At 68.5% G+C, this 16,305-nt stretch carries 14 protein-coding genes and 2 tRNA genes; 9 read left to right on the forward strand and 7 right to left on the reverse strand.

Features of this window, described 5'->3' with window-relative positions; all coding sequences use genetic code 11:
* Positions 1 to 172 precede the first annotated feature (172 nt).
* The 4 genes from VEC57_19085 to VEC57_19100 all read left to right on the forward strand — a co-directional run bounded on the left by VEC57_19085 (position 173) and on the right by VEC57_19100 (position 3,574).
* Positions 173 to 433, forward strand: coding sequence for a hypothetical protein (locus VEC57_19085; GenBank protein ID HYC01247.1), 261 nt, complete (start codon positions 173 to 175; stop codon positions 431 to 433).
* 144 nt (positions 434 to 577) lie between these two features.
* Positions 578 to 1,138, forward strand: coding sequence for a hypothetical protein (locus VEC57_19090; protein HYC01248.1), 561 nt, complete (start codon positions 578 to 580; stop codon positions 1,136 to 1,138).
* A gap of 60 nt (positions 1,139 to 1,198) precedes the next feature.
* Positions 1,199 to 2,200 carry a sucrase ferredoxin gene (locus VEC57_19095; GenBank protein ID HYC01249.1) on the forward strand — a complete coding sequence of 334 codons (1,002 nt, stop codon included), beginning with the start codon at positions 1,199 to 1,201 and terminating at the stop codon, positions 2,198 to 2,200.
* Between the two features lie 123 nt (positions 2,201 to 2,323).
* Positions 2,324 to 3,574, forward strand: a complete 1,251-nt coding sequence (locus tag VEC57_19100; GenBank protein HYC01250.1) for an alpha/beta hydrolase — start codon at positions 2,324 to 2,326, stop codon at positions 3,572 to 3,574.
* On the opposite strand, the gene VEC57_19105 is transcribed toward VEC57_19100, so the two are convergent.
* On the reverse strand, positions 3,519 to 4,268 hold the full coding sequence (locus tag VEC57_19105) for a hypothetical protein (protein ID HYC01251.1): 750 nt from the start codon (positions 4,266 to 4,268) through the stop codon (positions 3,519 to 3,521). The genes VEC57_19100 and VEC57_19105 overlap by 56 nt on opposite strands.
* A 101-nt stretch (positions 4,269 to 4,369) precedes the next feature.
* Between VEC57_19105 and VEC57_19110 the strand changes: the two genes are divergently transcribed.
* Together VEC57_19110 and VEC57_19115 are read left to right on the forward strand one after the other, a co-directional pair.
* A tRNA-His gene (locus VEC57_19110) sits at positions 4,370 to 4,445 on the forward strand.
* A gap of 194 nt (positions 4,446 to 4,639) precedes the next feature.
* Positions 4,640 to 4,715, forward strand: a tRNA-Lys gene (locus tag VEC57_19115).
* Positions 4,716 to 4,739: 24 nt separating this feature from the next.
* On the opposite strand, the gene VEC57_19120 is transcribed toward VEC57_19115, so the two are convergent.
* Positions 4,740 to 5,420 (reverse strand): FKBP-type peptidyl-prolyl cis-trans isomerase, encoded by a 681-nt coding sequence (locus VEC57_19120; protein ID HYC01252.1) that lies wholly within the window; start codon positions 5,418 to 5,420, stop codon positions 4,740 to 4,742.
* A gap of 161 nt (positions 5,421 to 5,581) precedes the next feature.
* Here VEC57_19120 and VEC57_19125 point away from each other — a divergent pair, with 161 nt between their 5' ends.
* Entirely contained in the window at positions 5,582 to 6,268 is a 687-nt protein-coding gene (locus VEC57_19125; protein ID HYC01253.1) for a hypothetical protein, read from the forward strand.
* Between the two features lie 50 nt (positions 6,269 to 6,318).
* Here the strand turns inward: VEC57_19125 and VEC57_19130 are convergent, their stop codons facing one another.
* The gene (locus VEC57_19130; protein HYC01254.1) at positions 6,319 to 8,124 is read right to left on the reverse strand and encodes an ABC-F family ATP-binding cassette domain-containing protein; all 1,806 of its coding nucleotides are present in this window, start codon (positions 8,122 to 8,124) and stop codon (positions 6,319 to 6,321) included.
* A gap of 285 nt (positions 8,125 to 8,409) precedes the next feature.
* Between VEC57_19130 and VEC57_19135 the strand changes: the two genes are divergently transcribed.
* Positions 8,410 to 10,452, forward strand: coding sequence for a hypothetical protein (locus VEC57_19135; GenBank protein HYC01255.1), 2,043 nt, complete (start codon positions 8,410 to 8,412; stop codon positions 10,450 to 10,452).
* Between the two features lie 2 nt (positions 10,453 to 10,454).
* On the opposite strand, the gene VEC57_19140 is transcribed toward VEC57_19135, so the two are convergent.
* From VEC57_19140 to VEC57_19155, 4 genes are all read right to left on the reverse strand, one after another.
* Positions 10,455 to 11,237: a proteasome-type protease gene (locus VEC57_19140; protein HYC01256.1), complete on the reverse strand. Its 783-nt coding sequence runs from the start codon at positions 11,235 to 11,237 to the stop codon at positions 10,455 to 10,457.
* Between the two features lie 129 nt (positions 11,238 to 11,366).
* On the reverse strand, positions 11,367 to 12,182 hold the full coding sequence (locus VEC57_19145) for a transglutaminase family protein (protein HYC01257.1): 816 nt from the start codon (positions 12,180 to 12,182) through the stop codon (positions 11,367 to 11,369).
* An 11-nt stretch (positions 12,183 to 12,193) separates the two neighbouring features.
* Positions 12,194 to 13,135: an alpha-E domain-containing protein gene (locus VEC57_19150; protein ID HYC01258.1), complete on the reverse strand. Its 942-nt coding sequence runs from the start codon at positions 13,133 to 13,135 to the stop codon at positions 12,194 to 12,196.
* Positions 13,136 to 13,139: 4 nt separating this feature from the next.
* The gene (locus VEC57_19155) at positions 13,140 to 14,600 is read right to left on the reverse strand and encodes a circularly permuted type 2 ATP-grasp protein (GenBank protein ID HYC01259.1); all 1,461 of its coding nucleotides are present in this window, start codon (positions 14,598 to 14,600) and stop codon (positions 13,140 to 13,142) included.
* Between the two features lie 210 nt (positions 14,601 to 14,810).
* Between VEC57_19155 and VEC57_19160 the strand changes: the two genes are divergently transcribed.
* Complete coding sequence (locus tag VEC57_19160; protein HYC01260.1) at positions 14,811 to 16,301, forward strand: hypothetical protein; 1,491 nt, start codon at positions 14,811 to 14,813, stop codon at positions 16,299 to 16,301.
* The last annotated feature ends 4 nt before the right edge of the window (positions 16,302 to 16,305 follow it).

A 16,305-nucleotide genomic window follows, 5' to 3' on the forward strand; every position in this document is an offset into this window, starting at 1 on the left:
GAGCGCCGCCGCAGCTTTCGTTGCGGCGATGTGCACGGGTTGCTACAGCGTCAGCGGCCCGATCGCAGTCGGCCGCGCTCGCAATTAGGGTCTCTTACGCCGATGCCAGCGAGGGCTAATCCGAGCCCGTGCTGGTGCCTGCGCCAGTGCGGAGAGCGAGGGAGGTGCTGCCATGCAGATGATGACACGCGCAGAGCTCGCGGCGATTCGGGCCAGGCTGGCCCGGGAGCCGGCAGCCGTCGGCAACGATCGGGAGCTCATCACGCGCCTCATTGCGCAGAGCGAATATGCCCTCGACTGCGCGGCGTTGCTGGAGGAGGCCCGCAGCACTCCCGCCGAGCCGTACAGCGACGCCTGCGCGCTGGTGGCGCGCATCAACGACGGCTTCAACGAGATCTGGAACCGTTACCGCTATCTAGGGGCGCGCGGCTGACCGCGCCACCGCCTCGGAGGTGCGGTCGAGGCGGGCTCGCGTGCGCCCAGCGCAGCGGGCTGCGGAGCCTTTGTTGCCTGCAATCGAGATGGAGGGTTTGTGGCCCGCAGGGGAAGTGGCAAACTTGCCGTCTGGAGCATGCGCATGAACGGACCCACCTGGCACCGAGCCATCCTTACCCTGGCTGCGGCAGCGGCCCTTGCGCTGGTGTCGTCGGCCCACCACGCGCTGGCGGCCAAGGGCGACTGCAGTCAGCCCGTCACCAACGGCTCGACCCCCACGGCCAGCGACTGCGCCTACATCCTTCGCGCAGCCGTCGGGCTGGAGACCTGCGAGCTGTGCGTCTGCGACGTCAACGGCTCCCAGTCCCGAACCGCGGCCGACGCGCTGACGTGTCTGAAGAAGGCCGTTGGACAGAACGTGAACCTGAACTGCCCGTCCTGCGACGGCATCACCACGACGACGAACACGACGCTGTCGACGTCGACCAGCTCCTCGACATCCACCTCCACCAGCTCGACGACCACCACCATGGCCGTGCTGTGCGACAACAATGCGGACTGCGCCGGGCTGCCAGCCGCGTTCCGATGCAATCCCAACAACGGTTTTTGCGAGAAGCCTTGCGACAAGGACGCCGACTGCAGGGACTTCTACGAGTGCAACGAGAACACGCACTATTGCCAGCAGCCCGCGCTGCTGTTCTGAAGCTGCCCTTGCGCATGGCGGCGCGCTCGCGGCGGCAGCCGGCCGTCGGCTGCGGCTGACGTGCCGGCAGTGCCTTGCTCGGTGCAGGCGGCAACGGCCGGCCTGCCCCTGATCGGCACAGCCGGATCCTGTTCGGCCATCGTGGCCATCGAGCTGGCCAGCCCGTGGGCGCCGCGACTGAAGGGGTCGGCATCCAGCGACCCGGGCCTCGACGCTGCCCTGGAGCGCATCGGCGATCGAACCTCCTCCCTTCGGGTCCTGTTCTACGACGGCGACGGCCGCAGCGAGGACGGCCTGCATCGCGTCCTGCTGTTCGACCGCGGCAGCGGCGCCTTCGGCGGTTTCACCCGGCGCGAGATCGCGGCCCCGCGCGCCGAGCTGGCGCAGGTCATCGACGCGATCGACTTCGATCCGGACGGCCGCGTCGTCGCTGCGCCGCGGCTGGCCGCGCACCCGCTGCACGGGCCGCGTGAGCAGGGACGCGACATCTTCGTCTGCACCCACGGCAGCCGCGATGCGTGCTGCGGCAAGATGGGCTTTCCGCTCTACCGCCATCTCTGCGAGCGCATGGCGGCGCCGGGCGTGCGGCTGTGGCGCTGCAGCCACCTCGGCGGCCACCGTTTCGCTCCCACGCTCCTCGATCTGCCGAGCGGGCGCCTGTTCGGGCACCTGCGCTTCGAGGACGCCGAGTGGCTGCACGACGGTGATGCCGGCAGCGACCGCATCCGCAAGCACTACCGCGGGCTGTGCGCGCTGCCGGCGCCGGCGCAGGTGCTGGAGCGCAGGATGTGGGAGCGCCACGGCCTGCGCTGGCTGGACGCGCGGCTCCTGTGGCGCTGCGAAGAGGAAGGCGATCACGCGAGCGTCGAGCTGTCCGCGTTCTGGCAGGATGGGGCGCAGTCGCAGTGCCGCGGGGAGGTGCAACGGCGCGGGGGTGGCATGCAGCTGGTGGCGGAGAGCTGCGGCCGCGATCCCGAGCCGCCGTATTCGTGGGAGCTCACATCCTGGAGCGAGAGCCGCCGCTTAGGCGAGCTTGCGGGCGAGAAACAGCGCGAGCAGTAGAACCGTAGAAGCGACGATGAGGACGATGAGACGATTGCGAGAATCCATGCTGGTGCCCCCGTGCCGTCATGACCGCTGGGACGAACAGCGTCAACCCGGTCACACTCTGCAACCATGCGCACGATGGTGAGCATCCGGCCCTATCTGATCGCGGCGGCGCTCGTGTATCTGGTGGGCACGCCGTTCGCGCTCGACGGCGAGCGCCTGGACCTGGACGATCGGGTGCGCCAGGGCGTGCCGGGACGGTTCGTGAAGCTGTCGGCCGGCCACACCCGCTACGATCTGCTCGGCCCACAGCCTTCGCAGGTCGTCGTGCTGGTGCACGGCTTCACCTCTCCGTCCTATGTCTGGGGCGAGATTCCCGGACGGCTTCGCGACGCGGGCTATCGCACGCTCGTCTACGACCTGTACGGCCGCGGCTTTTCCGACCGTCCCGACGTCGATTACGACCTCGATCTGTATGACCGACAGCTCGAGGAGCTGCTGGCGAAGCTCGAGCTGAGCGAGAGGGTCCATCTGGTCGGGCTGTCGATGGGCGGCGTCATCGCCAGCGAATTCGCGCTGCGGCACGGCGACCGAGTCGCTTCGCTGACCCTGATCGATCCGGCAGGCTTTGGCGTGGATGTTCCCGTGCAGGCACGGCTGCTGGCGCTGCCGCTGGTGGGCGAGTACGTGCTGCGAGCCTTCGGCGACGGCGTGCTGATGTCCGGCAACGAGCGCGGGGTGCACGACCAGTCGCTGGTTCCGGACCTGCAGGCCAGGTTTGCACCGCAGCTCGCCTACCGCGGCTACAAGCGCGCGATCCTTTCATCGATGCGGCACATGCCGCTGTCGGACTTCCGCGAGCGATACCGGGAGCTCGGTCACGGCGCGCTGCCGGTGCAGATCTTCTGGGGACGCCAGGACCGCGTCACGCCTTTCGAGGGCGCCGAGGTTGCGGCCACGCTGCTGCCGAAAGCGCATGTGCATCCGGTCGAGGAGGCGGGGCATCTGCCGCATTACGAGAAGCCCGACGCCGTCGCGCCGCGCCTGCTCGCGTTTCTGGCCGCCAATCCTGCGCCGGCTCAGCAGGGCGTCGCGCTGCAGGGAATGTGCGGGACGACCGGCGCGCACGTGCACACGGCACAGGGCGATGCGCACGTGGCCGTGCACTCGGATGCAGCTGCAGGCGACGGCAAGGCTTCCGAGACAGGCGAGGGCGCGGAGACGAAGCGAGGTGCGCAGCGCGGCGCCGCGTCCGCGGAGCGCAGGGCGGCGCGACCGCCGCAGCAAGAGAAGGATTGCCGCGAGTGCGACCCGCGCAAGCGCGACCGGATGCCTACGGCGGAGGAGCGCGCAAGGCGGCGAGCTCCTTCTCGGCCGCCTGCCGAATAGAGGCGCTCTGCAGCTCGCGCAGGTCGCGCACCTTGACCTCGGCCGGAACGGTGAAGACGTCCTCGGGGATCGGCGCGGCCGTATCGACCTGCGTCGCGACCGTTTCCACTCGGATCGTCCCCTGGATTCCCTCCGACTTGAGGAGGATGTTCGTGCCTTCGATGTAGTGGCTGGTGATGCCGGCGATCTCGACGACGTCGCAGTCGTAGCCGAGAAACTTGTCTTTGGTCGAGACCGGCTCCGGCCGCCCGCGCAGGGCAGGGAAGCGGTTGCGGATATCGGCGGCGGCATTCATCACCGCCTTCTTGTCCGCGTCGCCGAGCGTGTTGTAGCCGTCGATCAGCGTGGCCAGCTTGTTGGGCGCGCGCAGCGCGGTTCTGGTCCCCATCTCGATGCGCGTGATTTCGGAAGGGGTGGAGATCTCGATGGTGTGCCGCTCCCCCGGCGTTGCCGAGTCGGCCGACTGCGAGCGCGTCACGGTGACCCGCTCGTCGCCGCGCGCCCGCAGATACATCACCTTCGTGCCGGGATCCTTGCCCTTCATCTCGTAACGAATGATGGCCGTCTCGAACGGGACGCGCTGGTTCCACGGGTGCGCCGCGGTTTCGGCGACGGCTTCGATGGCGCCTGTAACCAGCAGTGCGGCGCAGAGCGCGCCGATGTGGAGGCAGCGGGGACGACTGGACTGGTTCATGTTTCTCGTTGGACTCCGGCCTGGGATTTTCTTATCTACCCATGTTTCCGGCCGGGTCGAGCTTCCGCATGGCATCATGCGTTGCGGATGCGATCTGTGCGGTGGGCGTAGCTCAGGTGGTAGAGCCCCGGGTTGTGGTCCCGGTTGTCGTGGGTTCGAGTCCCATCGCCCACCCCACTTCTTTCGCGGGAATGGCCAACCGTCGCAGCCAGGCTGTTGCGGCCGTGTCGGGGCAGCCCTCGGCGCCGAATGCCGCGACTGCAATCGCCGCCGCGGTTGACCCGCTGGTCGGCGCGGCATTCGCGGCGCGAAGATCTAGCCACATGGCCCTTTGCCCTACCGTGACGCGTAGGGTAGCAGGGCCGACTCGTGGGTGCGTAGCTCAGTTGGTAGAGCAGCTGACTCTTAATCAGCGGGTCCCAGGTTCGAATCCTGGCGCACCCACCACACTCCTTCCTTCCCAGCCGCTGATCAATTCACCTTGATCAGCTCGACCTCGAAGATCAGCGTCGCGTTCGGCGGGATCGCACCGGGCGCGCCGCGCTCGCCGTACGCAAGCTCGGGCGGAATGGTGAAGCGGTACTTCGAGCCTTCGCTCATCAGCTGCACGCCTTCGGTCCATCCCTTGATGACGCGGTTGAGCGGAAACGTTGCGGGCTGGCCGCGCTTGTAGGAGCTGTCGAACTCCTTGCCGTCGGTGAGCGTGCCCTTGTAGTGCACGGTGACGTTGCTGGTGGCGGTGGGCTTGGCGCCCGTGCCTTCCTTCAGAACCTCGTACTTCAGGCCGCTCGGCGTCGTCGTCACTTTTCCGCTCTCCGTTCCGGCAGCGGCCGTGCCCGCCGCCGCGTTGCTGGCTGCTGGATTGTTCGCGGCGACCTCGGCGGGCGCCGCGGTGGCCGGGTCGTTCTTGTCGGCGGTGGCCGATGCGGCCGTTGCGGGCTTCGCCATCTCGGCCGCCGAGGTTGCCGGCTTGGTGGCCGGCGCCGCGCCGGTGGCCGGCTTGGCGGCATCGGCACCGGCCTGCGCCGCTGCTGCCGATGCGGCCTTGTCGGGCTTGGCCGCGTTCTGGTCGTGGCCGGCATCGTCGCCGTTGCAGGCGGCGGTGGTAATCATCAGCAGCGCGAAGGCGGCACCGTGCAGAAGGATGTTCATGAGAGATGCTCCTGGGCTGACGTTGGAGACGCTGGGGACGACTCCATCCCTAGCCGCGAACATGGCCGCAGTCCAGGCGATTGGCAGGCTTCCGGTGCCGGCGTATCAAGGCACGCCGGCAGCCATCGCGCACGCGTGTCGCTGGTGGGGAGAAACGAGCGATGGACCTCCATCTGAGATCGAGCGCGATACTGCGAGCGCTGCTCGGCGCCATCGCCGCCGTGGCGGTGGCGCATCTGGCAGCGCAGCTAGGCGCGCCGGCCTTCGACGTTCCCTCCAGCCATCCCGCCGTGCGCGCGCTCAACATGGACCAGGAGCCGAGCGTGCCCACGCTGCTGGCGATGGCGCTTTGGGCGATTGCGTTCGTGCTGGCCACATTGATCGCGCTCGGCGAGCATCGCGCGCGCCGTCGGCATGCTGGCGCATGGGCCTTCTTCGCCGTGGTGCTGGGCTACCTGCTCGCGGACGAGCAGCTCGGGCTGCACGAAGCGCTTGCGGTGTCGCTCTCGTCGTCGCGGGCTCAGCCGGCGCTGCGCGCCACGTGGGTCGTGCCCTACGGCGTTGCCGCGGGGGCCGGAGTGGCGCTCGGCTATCGCGTTGCGCGTGAGCTGCCGATGTCGGTGCGATGGTGGCTGCGAGCGGCGATCGTGACTTTTGCGAGCGGTGCCGCGGGAATGGAACTGCTCGGCGGACTCTATCTCGAGCGCCACGGCCACGATCTCTTCTACCATCTCACCTTCGTGACGGCCGAAGAGTCGATGGAGATGATCGGCCTGGCGTTTCTGGTGCGCGCGCTTCTCGAGTGCCTTCACTTGACGCAGCCGCACATCCACTTGCACCTGGACTGACCATACGGCGCGTCTCCTTTTTCCGTCGAGGCCGCCGCGGGTTCCGGTTCCTACGCCGAGCGCTTGTCCTCGAGCTCGCTCCAGCGCGCATACAGCCGTTCGACTTCCGCCTGCGCCTCTTCGAGCTGGCGATAACGCACGGCGACCTCCGCAGCGTCGCTTGCGATCGCCGGATCGGCCGCACGCTGCTGCGCCTGCGCCAGCATTTCCTCGGCGCGAACGATCGTCTCTTCCATCGCGTCCCACTCGCGCTGCTCGTGGTAGCTGAGCTTGCGCGGCCTGGCTTTCTCGGAGGGTGGAGCAGTCTCGCGAGCGACTTCCTTTCGCGCGGCGGCAGGGGCCGGCCGCTGCCGCCGCGTCGCCTCCCACTGCCGATAGTCGGCGTAGGGAACGACGCGGCCGCTGCCGTCCAGGCCCAGCACCGTGTTGGTCACGCGCTCGAACAGATACCGATCGTGCGTGACCAGCACGACGGCGCCAGGAAACTCGAGCAGGCTTTCCTCGAGCACCTCGAGCGTGGGAATGTCCAGGTCGTTGGTCGGCTCGTCGAGCACCAGCACGTCGGCCGGCTGCAGCATCAGGCTGGCCAGCAGCACGCGGGCCTGCTCGCCGCCCGACAGCTTTCCCACCGGCATCGCCAGCTGCTCGGAGCGGAACAGGAAGCGCTGCGCCCATCCCGCCACGTGCACGGGCCGGCCAGCGAAGATCACCTGGTCGCCTGCCGGCGCCAGCGCGCGCCGCAGCGTCAGCGACGGATCGAGCGCCGTGCGATGCTGGTCGAGCATCGACACGCGCAGGCCATCGGCGCGCTCGATGCGGCCGCTATCGGGCTCGAGCTCTCCGACGAGCAGGCGGATCAGGGTGGACTTTCCGCTGCCGTTCGGGCCGAGCAGGCCGAGGCGCGTGCCCGGGGCCAGCACGATGCTGGCGTCGCGCACGATCGTTCGATCGCCGAAGCTCTTGGCCACGTCCTCGGCCACGAGCAGGCGTCTGGTGCGCCGGTCGCTGGCGCGGAAATCGATGCCCGTCGCGCGCCGGTCCAGGCGTGCACTGACGTCGGAGAGCTCCTCCATCAAGCGTCCCGCTTCCTCGATGCGTGCCTGCTGCTTGGTCGTGCGCGCCTTGGGCCCCCGCCGCAGCCACTCGACTTCGCGTCGCACGCGGTTGGCCAGCGTCGCCTGCCAGCGAGCCTGCTCGGTCAGCGCCGCGTCCTTGCGCTCGAGGAACTCGCTGTAGCGTCCGCGCGTCTCGAAAAAGCCGCCGTCGTGGACAGGGTCCAGGTCGAACATGCGCTGCGCCACGTTCTCGAGGAACCATCGGTCGTGACTGACGACGATGAACGCCGAGCGCTGCGACGTGAGCAGGCTCTCCAGCCACAGAATGCCGTCGAGGTCGAGATGGTTGGTCGGCTCGTCCAGCAGCAGGACGTCCGGCTCGGTGATGAGGGCCTCGGCGATGGCGAGGCGCTTTTGCCAGCCGCCCGACAGTGTGGCGGGAGCGACTTCCGGATCGGTGAAGCCGCAGCGCCCGAGCATGGCCCGAACCCGCGCCTGACGGGCCGCGCGGTCGTCCGCTATCGCGTGCAGCGCGGACTCCAGAACCGCAGCGGCAGTGGCGGCGCGAAAGGAGGGATGCTGCGGAAGGTAGGCGAGGCGAGTCAGCCGCCGCAGCGTCACGGCCCCGCGATCGGGTGCTTCGATGCCGGCAAGCAAGCGCAGCAGCGTGGATTTTCCGCAGCCGTTGGGGCCGACCATGCCGACGCGGTCGCCGTCGTGGATGCCGAAGGAAACGCCGGTGAAGAGCGGCACCGCGCCGTACGCCTTCGTCAGGTCCTGGCATCCCAGCAGCACGGCCATAGCGGGCGACGGTTTAGCCGGGGAGGGCCGGGGAACAAATCAGGCAGGCCGCCAGCGCGAGTCGCCCTGGCGATCGCATTCGTGAGGCGGCGCTGGGAACGGCGACGAGACTCTTAGAATGGCCACAGCCATCGCCATGCGTGCGAATCATGACAATGGTTCTTTGCCCGCGGCGAAATCCCCTGGTTCCTACACCATCGAACTGATATCGCTCTAAAAGTCGTGGCGATCTGCGCAGGTTCGGGAGGGGCCTGGATCGATCACGCAGAGCCAGGGGGGTGTCACATGTTCGGTTTCTCGGCGCGCCGCGCGCGCATCCTTGCGTCTTCGTGTCTGCTGCTTCTCTTGAGCGCCGGTGGCGCGGCCGCGTCCGTGTGCGGCAACGGCGTGGTCGAAACCAGTGAGGAATGCGATCCGGGCGGCGGCCTCTACATCGAGGGCGATCCGTCGCAGCCGACCTGCACCAACGGCAGCAAGTGCTTCTACGAGAACAGCTGCTGCAAGTTCAACTGCCAGTTCGTCGGCCAGGGCGCGGCCTGCAACGACGGGGACTCGTGCACGTCTCCCGACGTGTGCAATCAGGTCGGCCTCTGCGTCGGCACCGGCAACTCCGTCAACGGAACGCCGTGCGACGACGGCCTGTACTGCAACGGCACCGAGACCTGCAGCAACGGCACATGCGGCTCCTCCAGCGGCGATCCCTGTCCCGGGACGCTATGCAACACCTGCCAGGAAGCGACGGATACGTGCGTGGATCCGGCCGGCACCGTTTGCGGCAGCGAGACCGGTTGCATCCTTGGCCAGTGCGACGGCGCCGGCGCGTGCAACGGCCAGCTCATGGACGGTCCGTGCGACGATGGGATCTTCTGCAACGGCGCCGACACCTGCGCCGGTGGCACCTGCAGCGTCCACGCGGGAGATCCCTGTCTCGGCGGCAGCGAGTGCGCCGATGCCTGCCAGGAAGAAACGGACTCGTGCAACGATCCCGCCGGCACGGCCTGCACCGATGACGGCAACGCCTGCACCGACGACGTGTGCAACGGCAGCGGCGTCTGCCACAGCCCGCCCAACACCGCCGCCTGTGACGACGGCGTCTTCTGCAACGGCGCAGACGCCTGCTCCGGCGGCAGCTGCTCGGTGCACGCCGGCAATCCGTGTCCCGACGATGTCGGGTGCACCGTCGATGCATGCGACGAGGACGCCGACAGCTGCTCCAACACGCCGAACGATGCCGCCTGCGACGACGCTCTCTACTGCAACGGCCCCGAGACGTGCCATGCCATCCTCGACTGCCAGAACGCCGTCTCCCCGTGCGTCGACGGCAACTCGTGTACCGTCGACAACTGCAACGAAGCGACGGACCTCTGCAGCTACGATCCTCTGCCCGAGCTGGCCGCCTGTAACGACGGCTCCGATTGCACCATCGACGACATCTGCGTCGGCGGCGGCTGCGTGGGAGAGCCGCCGCTGATGGCGGATCTGTGCCCGTGGGTTCTGGTCGAGCGGGAGGACGCCAAGGGCGACCGTATCAAGACCGGTTTCGAAACCATCGTCGGCGGCGACATCTGCGGCGGGTTCCTGCTGCTCGGAGATGCGTCGATCAACGAAGGCGACGTCGTCTCGGAGCTGACCGACGGGCGCGGTGCGATCCGCATCGGCGCAGCCGCGCTGATGTACGACGACATCGCCAGCGGCGGCGGCGGCGCGAAGGGACGTCCGAACGGCGTCAAGGTCCCGTACACGGAGGAGTACCGACTGGATCCGGGTACCGTAACGCCCAAGAGCGATGCGACCGGCAGCTATGACCTCGACGGCAGCAACCCGCTCGTGGGACAGTGCGCGCTGGCTCGCGACAGCTTCGGCCCCGCGGCAGCAGCGCTGGATGCGCTGCCGACAACGGCCAATGCGGGCTCGGTGGCGATGCGTGCGGGCGAGCTGGTCACGATCACGGTGCCTGACCCGGGCGCGCTCAACATCATCGACATTGGCGACATCCGCGGCTCGACCGATTCGGTACTGGAGATCGACGGCGGATCTGATCCCGCCACCGTCGTGGTCCTGCGCGTGGCGGGACGCCTGCAGCTACGCGCGAGAGCGCGGATCGACCTCGTCGGCGGCCTGACGCCCGAGCGGCTCCTGATCTACGTCAGCGGCCGCAAGTGCGAGCTCGGCGACAAGGCCGAAGGAGCCGGCACGCTCCTGTGCACGGCCGGCCGTTTGAAGTTCGGCACGCAGACGTTGTGGACCGGCGCCCTGTACGGTGCCGGCCGCCTGGTGCGTCTGGGCGACCGGACCGAGCTCATCCGTCAGGCATTCCAGGGGTTCTGACGTCACTTTCGGGCGGCAGGCGAGGGGTCGCCGTCGCCGTGCGATTCGACGGCCCACTCCGGGCGCGGAATGGATCGGAACGATTCGCGCAGCGCCGTTCCCCATTGCTCGCGCAGGTTGCGGAAGTACGGATCGTCGCTGGTGATGCGCTTTCGCACCTCGGGAGCGTACGTATTCTCCCGATACACGAGCAGGTCGATGGGGAGGCCGACGGTGAGATTGGAGCGCAGTGTCGAGTCCATGGAGACCAGCGCCAGCTTCACCGCATCGTAGAGATCGGTTTCGTAGCTTGCGGCGCGGTCCAGGATCGGCTTGCCGTACTTGTGCTCGCCGATCTGCATGAAGGGCGAGTCCTCGCACGCCTCGATGAAGTTGCCGGCCGAGTAGATCTGATAGAGCTGCACGGGGCGCCCTCGAATCTGGCCTCCGAGCAGCAGCGAGACTTCGAACGCGACGTGCTGCTGCTTCATCGCCTCGCCGTCGCTGCGGTAGACGGCCCGCACCGCCTCGCCAACCAGCTGGGCGGCGCGGAACATGGTCGGCACCGTGCGCAGCGTCTCGGGGTCCACGCCTCCCTCGGCCGTCAGGCCCTCACACACCATGTTGACGACGGACTGGGTGACGGCGAGGTTGCCGGCGGTCATCAGCGCGATCATGCGCTCTCCCGGCGTCTCGATGACGTGCATTTTCTTGAAGGTGGCGATGTTGTCGACGCCCGCGTTGGTGCGCGTGTCCGACACCATGACGAGCCCATCGCGCAGACGCAGCGCTACACAGTAGGTCATTCGTCCCCTTGCGCCGCTTGGCGGCGACATCGACGGCAGCGAGTCCTTGCCGTCGGCTCGTGGATGGGCGCGCGCGACTGCGGTCGTTCCGGCGCGATCAGGCGATCCCGCCGTGGTCGGAGGCGGGAGCTACTGCTGCGCGCCGGCAGGACGCACGTCCACCAGCACCGACATCGTCTCTTCCGCCAGCCCTCGCCGCACTCCGCGCACGGGGCACGCCTCGGAGTAATCGAGGCCGATTGCCACGCGGACGTAGGAGTCGGTGGGACAGACGAAGTTGGCTGCGTCGAATCCTATCCAGCCAAGCTCCCCGACCCAAGCCTCTGCCCATGCGTGGCCGGCCTGCGTCGCCCCCCCTGAGCCGGCAGGTTGGAGGTAGCCGCCGACGTAGCGAGCCGGGTGACCGAGAAGGCGCGCACAGGAGGCGAACACGTGCGCGTGGTCCTGGCATACGCCGGCGCCGCGTCCGACGGCTTCGTCGGCCGTTGTTCCCGTGTCGGTGACATCGGCGGCGTAGCGGACGTGGCGGTGCACCGCTTCCATCAGCGCGTGAAGCACCTCGAGGGCGTCGCCGCGTCCGCGCACGGCTTCGGCAATCTCGCGCAGCCGCTCGCTCGGCTCGGTCAGCGCGGTCGTGCGCAGCCAGTACGCCGGCGGAAGGCGCTCGACGCCGCCGCGCACGATGCCGGACCGGTCGGAGGTCTCGACTTCGCCTTCGGCAATCACCGTCGCGCTCTGGTGCGCCCGCGTCAGCGTCAGCACGTGCAGGATGTTTCCATAGCCGTCGTCGGTGGACGGAAGCGGGCGGCCGTCGGTATGCGCCAGGCGCCACCACACCACCCACTGCCCGTCGTGGCTCTGAGGCGTCAGGCGCAGCAGCTGTGCGGCGTAGTCGACCGGCCGGTCGTAGGCATAGGTGGTCTGGTGACGGATGTGGATGCGCATGGGCAGCGGCCTCAGGTCAGGTACTTGACCGCGATCTCCTGCCCGAGCGCCGCGTTCTCGCGCAGAAAGCCCTGCAGGAACTCGTGCAGCCCGTCCTGGAAGATCTGCTCGATGCGCCCGTAACGCAGCGTGGAGTGCATTTGTCCGGCCAGACGGTGGCATTCGCCGCGGTCGGCGTAGGCGCCGGCAAGGGCGTCCAGACGCAGCGTGACCTCGTCGAAGCAGCTTCGCAGCGAGCGCGGCATCTCGGGCCGCAGCAGGAGCAGGTCGGCGATCAGCCACGGCTGCAGGCGGTCGCGATAGACCCAATGATAGGCGCGTAGCGCCGAGACCGAGCGCAGGATGGCGGCCCATTGGTAGTAGTCGCGCGCGCCGCCGATGCTCTCGTGCTCCGGCAGCAGCACGTGGTACTTGACGTCCAGGATGCGTGCGGTGTTGTCGGCGCGCTCGAGGAACGTACCGAGGCGAACGAACCAGTAGGCGTCGTTGCGCAGCATCGTGTTGGCGTAGGCGCCGCCGAACAGGATCGAGCGCTCCTTGACCCACTCCAGAAACCGCCGCGCCTTCTCCGGAGTCGGCGGCTCGGGACACACCGAGCGCAGATCGAGCCAGGTCGTGTTGACCGCCTCCCACATGTCGGCGCTCAGCGCCGTGCGCACGGCGCGCGAGTTGGCGCGAGCCGTCTGCAGGCACGAGACGATGGAGGAAGGATTGCTCTGGTCGCAGGCCAGGTGCTCGAGCACGGTCTGCGCCGTCGGCGTCTCGTACCTGGCGTAGAACGTCGTCTCGCAGCCGGCAGCCACCACCGTCGAATGCCATTCGACCGTATCGCTTTCGGCCTCCGGCGACAGGTTGGCCATGCGCAGGCCCACGTCGAGAAGGCGCGCCGTGTTCTCGGCGCGTTCCATGTAGCGGGCCAGCCAGAACAGGTCTTCGGCGGTGCGGCTCAGCACGAGCTCATGCCTCCAGCACCCATGTGTCCTTGGTGCCGCCACCCTGGCTCGAGTTCACCACCAACGATCCTTCGCGCAGCGCCACGCGCGTCAGTCCTCCCGGCACGATGCGGACCTGATCGCCGTAGAGCACGAACGGCCGCAGGTCGACGTGGCGCGGTGCGATGCCGCTCTCGACGAAAGTGGGGCACGTCGAAAGCGCCAGCGTCGGCTGCGCGATGTAGCGGTCGGGGCGCGCGCGCAGCATCGCGCGAAACGCCTCGACCTGGGCCCGGCTCGCAGCCGGCCCCACCAGCATCCCGTAGCCGCCCGAGCCCTGGACGTTCTTGACGACCAGCTCGCCGAGGTGCTCGAGCACATAGGTGAGATCGTCGCGCTGGCTGCAGCGCCAGGTAGGCACGTTCTCCAGGATCGGCTCCTCGCCGAGAAAGAAGCGGATCATGTCGGGGACGTAGGTGTAGATGGCCTTGTCATCGCAAAGGCCGGTGCCCACGGCATTGGCGATCGAGACGTTGCCGGCGCGATAGGCGGCGAGCAGCCCAGGCACGCCCAGACTCGAGTCGGGGCGGAACATCAGCGGATCGAGATAATCATCGTCGATGCGACGGTAGACGACGTCGACGCGCTGCAGCCCGCGCGTCGTGCGGGTGTAGACGACGAGGTCGATGACGACCAGGTCGAGACCTTCGACCAGCTCGATGCCCATCTCGTCGGCCAGGAAGGAATGCTCGTAGTAGGCGCTGTTGTAGGAGCCGGGAGTCAGAAGCACCACGGAGGGCTCGCCGCTGCAGTTGGGCGGTGCCACCGAGCGCAGCGTGGCCAGCAGCTCGTCGGGATAGTGCGACACCGGCTGCACGCGATGCATCGAGAACAGATCGGGAAACAGCCGCATCATGACTTCACGGTTCTCGAGCATGTAGGAGACGCCCGAGGGCGTTCGGCAGTTGTCTTCGAGAACGTAGAAGCAGTCGGGTCCCGTGCGCACGACGTCGATGCCGGAGATGTGCGCGTAGACGCCGCCCGGCGGAGGCAGGCCCTGCATCTGCGCGCAGTAGCCGGGATTGGCCAGCACCATCGCCTGCGGGATTCTGCCGGCGCGAACCATTTCCTGGCTGGAGTAGGAGTCGGCCAGGAAGGCATTGAGCGCCCGCACGCGCTGCTCCAGTCCGCGGGCCAGGCGCGACCATTCGGCGGGGTCGAGCACGCGCGGGATGATATCGAACGGGATCAGCCGCTCCGGATCGCCGCCCTCGTTGTAGACCGCAAAGGTGATCCCGGTGCGACGAAAGACCGCCTCCGCCTCGTGACGCTTGGCCGCAAGCGCCGCCGCAGGCATCGCATCCAGCCAGGAGGCGATGCTCTCGTACTGCGCGCGCACCTTGCCGTCGGCCGCCATCTCATCGAAGGCCGGCAGGTCTCGGGTTCGCTCGGTGGCCGTCCGCCCGGGGATGGCACAAACATTCACGGGCGTCCGAAGTGCAACGTGCGTACCACGGCGCGCCCGGCTCGCGCTCGCAAAATTTCCGCGCGCCGCGGGCTCGCGAATGCTCGCGGGGGTGCTGTCGATGCTGCCGGGCGTGCTCGCAAAAGCGGCGGCTGTCCAAAACCCGGGCAGCGGGCGATGCACGGCGCACGGATTGAAAGCGCGCGGCCCTGCCTGCACGAGACAGCTCAGGTGGCCTGCTTTCCATCCGACGACCGTGCGCGGGCATCGGTCTTTCGTGCCTGCGCCTTCTACTTCGCGCTGACGCTGGCGGCCTGCGTCGGCGCCGGCGTTTTCAGCCGGCCGGTCGTGGCCGACAACCGGCTGTACTTCTTCATGGCCGAGCGCGCCGCCTCGGGCACGCCACCGCACGTCTCGATGATCGATACCAAGAGCCAGCTCGCCACGCTGCTCGGCGGCGCAGCCATCGCCATCGGGCGCTCGGCAGGCGTCGATGACGTGCACGCAGGGCGCGCGGCCAGCGTCGTGGCGGCGTCGGCAGCCGTGGCCGGCACGGCCCTGCTCGCCGCCTCCGTTGCAGGCTCGAGCGTGGCGGGAGCGATCGCCGCGCTGGCGCTGCTGTCGACGCGCGGCTTCGTCGATCACGCCGCCATCGGCTTCAACCCGAAGATCTTCCTTGCGGCGTTCCTCGTATGGGCGCACTGGGTCTGCGCCCGAAATCGGCCGGGCGCAGCGGGCTTCCTGGCCGGCTGCGCGTTCCTGTGCTGGCAGCCGGGTTTGCTCGGCATCGCCGCGGTCGCTGCCGAGACCCTTCTTCGTCACGGCGTGCGCCGCTGTGCCACCGTCATCATGGCCGCACTGTTGCCGATCGCTCTCTACCAGGCCTACTTCCTCGCCAACGACGCCGTGGGCGAGCAGCTCGTGCAGACGTACGTGATGACGCTCGGCAGCGTCCACACTCGCGTTGCATGGGCCCCGTCGCTGCTGTTCCTGCTGACGGAAGCCCGAGGGCACCTGCCCCTGCGCCTGGCTCCGCTTCTGTGCACCGTCACGATCGCCGCTTCGGCGCTGATCGCGATCACGCGGCCGCGGCGGGCGCTGGCGATGCTGCAGCGGCAAGGTGCAGCGATCTCGCTACTCGTGGCGGGAGCCGGTGCCGTGCTCTTCACGCTCTACGATCACCAGGGCGTGCCCGATCTGTTCTTCCCCGCTCCGTACGTTGCCATCGGTGCGGGCATCGCCATCGCCGCCGCTGCGCGTAGCGCCGCGGTCGTCGGCGAGCGGGCGGCGGCGGCGGTGACGGTGATTGCGGTGGCGGCTCTGATGGTCCAGCTCCATGGCGGCGGCGTCCAGCTTCCGCGCAGCGGCCGCACGCTGGCGGAACAGCGCGAGCTGGCGGCGGTGCTGGCCGACCTCGGAGAGCAGCATGGCGGAGTATGGGCGTACGAGGCGGTGCATCTTCTGGCGCTGGCGCATCTCGAGAACTGGGTGCCCGTGGCGCAGCTCTACGATGACGTGGCTTCCGTCATGGACATCCACGCCTATCGGCCGCAGCGGGACGGCCGCATGCCGGGCATCATCGTTCGCGGCCGCGGCCGGCTGCCCGGCTTCGATGGCTATGCGGCGGTCTACGAGCGCATCGCCAATCCGGCCTTCGGGCGCGACGGCCTGAGGCTCTACAGGAAGCTGGTGACAGCCGAGCCGGAACCGCCTATAGATTGAGCCG

Source organism: Candidatus Limnocylindrales bacterium (genome assembly GCA_035626395.1).
Lineage (GTDB): Bacteria > Desulfobacterota > Binatia > UBA1149 > CAITLU01 > DASPNH01.